Below are 7511 nucleotides of genomic sequence, written 5' to 3' on the forward strand. Positions count from 1 at the left end.
ACCCACTTCCCCTAGATTAATTGATACCATAAGTCTAGCAAAGCGACGAAATGGAGTCAATTAACGTAACCCTATACGTATTTTGACGCTAACGCATCAAAATCAATAGGGGTCTGCGACGCTTATCGGCTCCGCCTGGCCATGCTAAGCATGACAAAAGGACCTCGGACTTTGTCCGAACCTACAAGGGGAACTCTTCCCCTTGACCCCATCAATCGAACTCCCCAACCCCTCAATCCTTGAGGGGATCCCTCGCCGGTTGGCAGGAACAAACAATTGTTTGTTCAATACCAAGAGGGTTCGGGTGTAGTGTGGTTGGTCAAGTCAAATACTCCCTTTGCTTCGCTAGGTCCGTTTTGATTGACCAACACACAAATAATTATTTCTTTTAAAAATAAACTTAAATCCCTCAGACAAGCCAAAAGACTCTTTAAAACAGACACTTCCTTGGTACGTTGTAAGGGGATTGTTTTCAAAAAAAAAGCGATCATAATGCGAATAAACGTTAGGTATAACGTTTATACTGCTTTTACACCACTTTTACACCACTTTTCTACTAGTTTTATACTTATGATTTTGAAATTTCCCTCATAGAGTTCCTTCTCTTTTATAAGGTTAAAATTTAAAAGGTTAATGGATAAAAAAAAGCACTTTAAGTGCTTTTTTTTATCCATTCCATCTTTGTGTCCATTGAAGTTGTCCAGCCCAATTAAAACGAACCTTTACTCCACTGTTTATTCCTTCATTTACAAATGTAGAAGCAATACCACCAACAATACCACCAACAACACATCCTACAACACTTCCTACCCCACTAGGTAGTCCAAGTATTCCACCTATAGCACATCCTAAACCTGACATAATCATCGAATTCATATTTTGAAGATCAGCTTTTCGTATATAAACAGTAAAACCACTCCAACTCGCATCGCTAGTATACGCGGATTGTAATTTACCAACAGCTACGCTTATATTGTAATCATTAATAAATTCTTTAAAAATTGCTTTTTCATTTTCATCTAGTCCATATTTATTTACATCGATTAAATCATAATTTATTAAATTCTTTCCATCCATTTTATAATCCTGAGGAAACGAAGTCTTCGCTAATTTAGCTCCAACAGCTAATTGTTCAGAAACTTTATCTAATTTTTTAAAATTACTAACTTCATTTTCTTCTAATTTAGTAGAATTTGAATCATCCGTAACAATTATGTTCGGATTTATCAAATTTTCTTTATTTATATTAGATGCTGTACAACTACAATTTGAATTCAAATCATTTTTTCTCTCTTGTTCAGCTGCATAAGTTGAAGGTGAAAATGTTAAAAATGATGTAGATAAAACTGAAAAACATGCAATTCCCACTACTAATTTTTTAACTTTCTTCATTAAATCCCATCCCTTAGTTTTTTTACTAACAAACTAAGCTTATAATTACTCCCAGTATTTAACAATATTCATGAATATTTCTCAACAATTAAAGAATAGTCTACTAATATCATTTAAATTTCTCAGGTTCTTCAACTTTAAATGATATAACTTCTCCACAATCTAAACAAAATCTCACAAGCAATTTTGAATTTTTTTTAAATATCGATACCTTATTAGGCTCATACACATGTGCTTGTTCAGAACCTAATACCCCTTCTTTTAAATTAGAAGACCCACATTCTTTACAAACTATTGCTTTCATCATCAATCCCTCCTTTTATTATTTTAAACGTAAAATAATAACCTTAATATGTAAACATAGTTATATTTTAGAAAAAAATTACATAATATTCAAATTATTATAGCGGACTAACAAAAACTGCTACGTTTTTTAAGATAACTAGAAAAATCAAAGCTACTATTTTAAAAGTATCAATCTGAAAGTAAACTTTTAAATATTAGTTTACTTTCATTTCCCCTTAATCATTGACTTCACACCAAATCTACTGATATCCTCCAAATACTCAACAAAAGTATACATTCAAAACACTGAAAATAAAGGAGTTATTGAACATTTCACAATATATTTATTCAAATAGTTTACTTATAATTTTTACCCAACCTAAATAAGAAAATCCTATAAGAATTGACCACAAAAATGCTAAACGGATACTTCTTGGAATTGATATCCATAATTTAAATACTCTCCAAGATAAATTATCTTTTTCGCTTTTTCTCATAATCATCACCCTAATAAATTTTAATATAATTAGAATAATTTGTAAGTTTATTTGTTCAATTAACATAACCCCACTTATCAGTAGTCACTGTATCTAGAAAAAACCCCTTCAATCTACTTACTGAAGGGGTTTCGTATTTACATAATTCTCGTTATCAGAAGTTATCTATGTTATAAAGAATCAATATAATTTTTAGCTTCAAATAATGATAATCCTAAAACTTCTCGTGCCCTTTTAATAGCTTTAACCTTTTTTCCATCTTTAACCAACAGACGAAGCTCTTCGTTAATTACATGCTCTGAAATATCCATTTGCTTAGCAATTTGTTCCAATTTATCTTCTGTTTGTTCTAATCTTTTAGTAACCCGATTTATACTATTTGAAATATAAAATATACCAACAATAATTAGTGCTGTTATAAGCCAAAAATTCATATTAATTTCTCCTTTAAAGAACTATTTATTATCTATTTTATATAAATTAACCATAAATTTCCTTATGAATATTCTATTCATGTTCAGTTAACATAACGTATCATTATAGATAGCAAGGAAAAAAGAACCCAATCAGAATTGAATGTTTTTTGTTATACTTAGAAAAAGGGAGGAGATGGAGTTATGCACTTGTTTTTTGACACTATTTTAAAGCATTTAGAACACTTTGAAATTAAATGTACAATTATTTTAAGAGATAGTAAGTCAATTAAAGATTGCAAGATTATAGGTAGAGAAAAATATATGATTTACATAGAAACAGAAGAGAAACAACACCTTTTATTTAAATCAAACATCATCGATATTATCCCAAGTCAAAAATTAGATTTACATCAAATCAGAGAAAATACTCGTAAGCATAAAAAAGATATACAATTAGAACATGCAAAATAATACATAATAAATTTCACAAGAGAGATTAAATATCTCTCTTTTTTGTTTGCTCACATGTTGGTTGTTATACTGTAAGTAATTTATATATCTAAGGAGCAAAGTAGCTACGTTGGTACTTTGACCTAGTAAACAAAAAAGCTCATTTCTTATCTTCTTCAAATAAGAAACGAGCTTTTCTTTCTATTATTAAATTCTAATTTATTTACCAAATAGACGAATCCAAAATGATTTCTTCTGTTCTGAAGCTGCTATTAGGCGCTTACTATCTTGTATTTCTCTTAATACTTGCATTAATTGAATATCTCTTTGTTCTTCCCTTATTATCCTTTGGGCATCAGTTTCCTGTAAAAGTTTACTTTGTTGATCCAATCTTTGAATTAACTCTAAATTAAGTTGTTCTAATCGTTCTATACGTTTTGTTAATGTTTTTATGTGTTCTGTATCTGCTACGTTATCTGTAGCAACAGTTGCTATCTCATTTTCTTCAACGCTTGTCATTGCTAGATTTATAGCCTGTTCTAGTGTTACGTTCTTCTTGTTCATAGCTGTTACTAGCCGTTCTATAGTTGCTACGTCTTTATGATAAAAAATTCTAGAATTATTATTGCCGCGCTCAAAAGGATACCCGGCTTCTTCCAGGGCAAGGCAATATTTACGTAAAGTACTTGAGCCAATCCCTAAGTTCTTCGCTACCTCAGATCCCCAATAACTTTGAGCCATGTTTTATCCTCCCTCTGTTCTAAGCTGTTCTTTAGTTGCTATATAGTGTTTTCCTTCTTTAAAAAGGTAACACCTTCTTTTTTAAATTTAAAGAAGAGTTTTCAATTGTCTTTTGAAATTAGCCGAAGTAAAACACAGTAATCTAACTGCTTTTTTATACAAAATTTTATACAAAATTTTGTACTAATACAGACCATTCATAAGTCTAAAAAATCCTAATATCTCTGCAATGTATAAAATCATGCATAGCATCATAAAAAGAGAAAACGCACAAACTCCATTGTACCAATGGTTTGTGCGTTTTTCTTGCTACCGATAATGTTACGTTATGTTAACTGAACTTGAATAGAATATACAAGAAAAATTGCTTTACTACCGTATTATTTGGATGGTAAAATTTAGAAAAAGAGGTGAGAGTTATTTCGAATATAATGAATAAGATTGTATTTAAAAGAGCTATTAACTTTTTCATATTAGGGGTAGCACTAACAGTTATTGCAACCATAATAACTTTTATAATCAATCCAGATTTTAAAGAAACACTCGAAGGGGTAGGAAATAGAATACCAGATCAAGTAGAGAAAGTAACAGGTATAAAAAAGGTATGGGCATATATTGTTCATAATGGTTTTATTGTACCTTTACAAATGTTTATATTAGCCTTGATTCCAATACAATTTTTATATGTTATACATATAATTTCAACTGTTTCACTTCCTGGGATTCTTTTTGGAATTGTGTTACAAGCTGATTTTAAAAAAGGTTTTGGGATAATAATTTCTACCATCCCTCATTATCTTTTTGAAGTTTTCGCTTATTGTTTATTTGCGGCCATTCTTTTTGAATTAAATAAATTTATTAGAATCAAATTAAAAATGATGTTCAAAAAGGATAAAGAAAGAGTATCTCTTAGTAAAAAGATTTTAGAAGTAATAAAAATTTATATTGTTTTAACTTTACCTATAATTATCGTTGCTGCATTCTTAGAAACTTACATAGCCAATATCATACTTGATTTATTTTAGAAACTTTATATGCTTGATGAAAATTAAGATTTACCTAAACATAATACAAACTGTGCTTATAACTTCCAATAACGAGAATTATGTAAATGAGCTGTCCATATGGGCAGCTTATTGTATTTTTTGCTTAGCGTGGGGTTTTTCCGAAATGTTGGCGGTACCCCTGAAACAAACAACAAAAAAGAATCCTGCATAAGCAAGATTCTCACAAAAAATATGGTTATTCCTTCAGTCTAATTAGTAAAGAAGATGGAAGACGCCTCATCGTTCCAAGTTGATCCGACATAGCTGACATTGATACCGGATTGCACCCAGAATCTTGCCCCTCTGTAGTTACTATCCCAACACATAACTGTCCAGTTATGATTGTAACCCGCCTTCAACGAAGAGATTTTGTCGTTCCAAGTTGATCCGACATAGCTAATATTACTGGAAGCTCCAAAGTAACTCCCTCCATAATTAGAATGTTGATAAAAATACGAATTATAATAAACAGCTTGGGCTGTAATCGTATTGTTCTTAGTATCCTTTTTACGCTCAACAACAGCACTCTGCAAATGATCATTTAAACGGTCTTGATTTGTAAACCCATAGACTACTCCCTCTGCTTTTGCAGCGTCATCGAAAACAAACTGAGTTACATTCTTTACATGCGAATCATCTTGTGCATATTTAACACCATCAATCATAACAGGCAAGTCTTTTAATTGAACCATACTCTGTGTTGAAGGTGTTTGTTTTGAAACTGAAGTTGATGTCGTATCAGCAAAGGCAGTAATAGGAATGATCGCTAAAACAAAAATCAGTAATGTAATAACTATTTTCTTCAAGAAAATCCCTCCTAGATGGTTTCCTATCCCCAAAAAAGGAAAATAGGCTTAATTCATAAGGAATTTAAGTGTTACATTTATTCCTCGAATCATTTCCGTACCCCTTAATTATTATTAATTAGAGCTTCTTTATATGTATAAAATTCCCAATAAAAGTACAGCAAATTATAATTTCAGACAAAGAGAGTTCCTTTCCTTTCGATGTTTCCCCTTGTTTTTGGGTGTGAGGTAAAGGTTGGGGTGAAGCGAAGCGAGGGGCTAGCCCCTTTTCGTGTTATAAAAATATAGAGTAATAGCTTATTCTTGAACAGTAGATCTAGGCGGTTCGGCAGGTATAATTGCTAATTCAAGTCGTACTACCTAAATCCTCGTTTTTGGTATGTTCGGCTTGGCAACATGCCCATACCTGCCGAATTTCAGAATGCAAGGAGAAAGGAGGAAGATTTTTTGAGTGGAGTTCTCAAAAAATACTCTCCGTTCCTTGTATGGAGAAAAGCCCTTATATATAGAGTGAGAAGAGAGAGAGGTTTAAAACTAATATAAAGCGTTGATAATACTAGTTTTTTTAAACTTTTCATGTGTGGCGTTTTCGCCACACATTCGTGGCGTTTTTGCCACACATGAAATAATAAAAAAAAGAATCGACCAAGGTCAATTCTTAAATAATTTATTAGGTAATTGTTTTAATATAGGCATTTTCATGGCTTTAAAAAAAATAACTTGTAAATGCTCTGGGACATTATCTTTATCACCTGCAAAAATAATATGTGGATTTACAAACAAAGAATATGCTTTTGCGTTACTTCCTTCAGTACCACTTTCAGCCTTTGCTAGTATTCCTTTTTTCACTAATGAATTAACCAATTTACTAATTCTATCTCTTGGTCTCTCAAGTTCTTTAGCAAGTTCTGAAATATTCATAGGTACAACGTTTTTAGCTTTAACATCAAAAACAATAGAATTACTGTAAAAAGAAATATAAGGAGTAATATCTATTAAAAATCCTTTTTCGCTCAAAGTTAAATATTCTTGTTTACTTAAAAACTTCATGTTTTCTTGCATAAATTGAGCAAACCTCACTTTCGACTGAGGGCTTCTTTTAGTGCCTATGTAAAGTTCTTTACCAGTAGCTTTAGCCATAATTTCCATTGCTTTTTCTAATTCAGCTTTTGAAACCTCATTATGATCTTGCTTAAATTTTTCATTTTCAATTTCCAAATCTCTTTTTCTAGCATTTCTTTCGGCTTGTCCAAAATCTACAACTTTTGTCATAAAATAATTCTCTCCCTTTTGTGGAAGGAATCAACTTTTATATGTTAGAATGTATATAGAGTATATAATTGGTTGATTCCAACCTGTTTATGAAGAAACGCCTCGCCGACCAAAGCTAGGGCGTTTTTTCTATTTTTATCATAACATGAAATCTATTGTTAAATAAAACCACTCTTAAACTCTTCTAGAATGTTTTTAATCAGTTAAGGTAATTCTACCCCCATCGAAGAAAATAAAAGCCGCATAAACAAATATAGGGGGATTAGAACTATACTTGTAGCTAATCCCGACTTAAAGGCATCTATCCAAAAATACATTAAAGTATCTTTTTTAACATTAGAAATCAATTGATTGCTCTTTTCTTCAACTTTTTATAATCTTGTTTGAGCTCTTTGACTCATGTTATAAATCCTGTATTCTCGTTTAACCTGGCTGGATCAATGCCAGTATTTCCATGAATGTTTTCCCTGTTATTATGACTCAATCAACTTTGATGAGACTCGTTAAATGAAATAGAGAACAACATAAAGTGCACCCACTTCCCCTAGATTAATTGATACCATAAGTCTAGCAAAGCGACGAAATGGAGTCAATTAACGTAACCCT

General features: G+C 31.4%; 9 protein-coding genes. 2 read left to right on the plus strand and 7 right to left on the minus strand.

Annotation, left to right across the window (positions count from 1 at the left end; all coding sequences use genetic code 11):
• Positions 1–666: 666 nt before the first annotated feature.
• The 4 genes from ACFQZ1_RS09075 to ACFQZ1_RS09090 all read right to left on the minus strand — a co-directional run bounded on the left by ACFQZ1_RS09075 (position 667) and on the right by ACFQZ1_RS09090 (position 2608).
• Complete coding sequence (locus tag ACFQZ1_RS09075) at positions 667–1392, minus strand: hypothetical protein (RefSeq protein ID WP_377881807.1); 726 nt, start codon at positions 1390–1392, stop codon at positions 667–669.
• Between the two features lie 109 nt (positions 1393–1501).
• Entirely contained in the window at positions 1502–1696 is a 195-nt protein-coding gene (locus ACFQZ1_RS09080) for a hypothetical protein (RefSeq protein ID WP_377881808.1), read from the minus strand.
• A gap of 325 nt (positions 1697–2021) precedes the next feature.
• Positions 2022–2174 (minus strand): hypothetical protein, encoded by a 153-nt coding sequence (locus tag ACFQZ1_RS09085; RefSeq protein WP_377881809.1) that lies wholly within the window; start codon positions 2172–2174, stop codon positions 2022–2024.
• Between the two features lie 170 nt (positions 2175–2344).
• Positions 2345–2608 carry a hypothetical protein gene (locus ACFQZ1_RS09090; RefSeq protein ID WP_377881810.1) on the minus strand — a complete coding sequence of 88 codons (264 nt, stop codon included), beginning with the start codon at positions 2606–2608 and terminating at the stop codon, positions 2345–2347.
• 183 nt (positions 2609–2791) lie between these two features.
• On the opposite strand from ACFQZ1_RS09090, the gene ACFQZ1_RS09095 reads away from it, so the two are divergent.
• Positions 2792–3061, plus strand: coding sequence for an RNA chaperone Hfq (locus tag ACFQZ1_RS09095; protein WP_377881811.1), 270 nt, complete (start codon positions 2792–2794; stop codon positions 3059–3061).
• A 198-nt stretch (positions 3062–3259) separates the two neighbouring features.
• On the opposite strand, the gene ACFQZ1_RS09100 is transcribed toward ACFQZ1_RS09095, so the two are convergent.
• A complete protein-coding gene (locus tag ACFQZ1_RS09100) occupies positions 3260–3781 on the minus strand; it encodes a DUF3967 domain-containing protein (RefSeq protein ID WP_377881812.1) in 522 nt (173 codons plus the stop codon).
• A gap of 431 nt (positions 3782–4212) precedes the next feature.
• Between ACFQZ1_RS09100 and ACFQZ1_RS09105 the strand changes: the two genes are divergently transcribed.
• Positions 4213–4806, plus strand: coding sequence for a stage II sporulation protein M (locus ACFQZ1_RS09105; RefSeq protein WP_377881813.1), 594 nt, complete (start codon positions 4213–4215; stop codon positions 4804–4806).
• Between the two features lie 230 nt (positions 4807–5036).
• Here the strand turns inward: ACFQZ1_RS09105 and ACFQZ1_RS09110 are convergent, their stop codons facing one another.
• On the minus strand, positions 5037–5633 hold the full coding sequence (locus tag ACFQZ1_RS09110) for a peptidase inhibitor family I36 protein (protein WP_377881814.1): 597 nt from the start codon (positions 5631–5633) through the stop codon (positions 5037–5039).
• 651 nt (positions 5634–6284) lie between these two features.
• On the minus strand, positions 6285–6905 hold the full coding sequence (locus ACFQZ1_RS09115) for a MarR family transcriptional regulator (protein ID WP_377881815.1): 621 nt from the start codon (positions 6903–6905) through the stop codon (positions 6285–6287).
• Positions 6906–7511 lie beyond the last annotated feature (606 nt).

Source organism: Bacillus sp. CGMCC 1.60114, assembly GCF_042676365.1.
GTDB classification, from domain to species: domain Bacteria; phylum Bacillota; class Bacilli; order Bacillales; family Bacillaceae_G; genus Bacillus_A; species Bacillus_A rhizoplanae_A.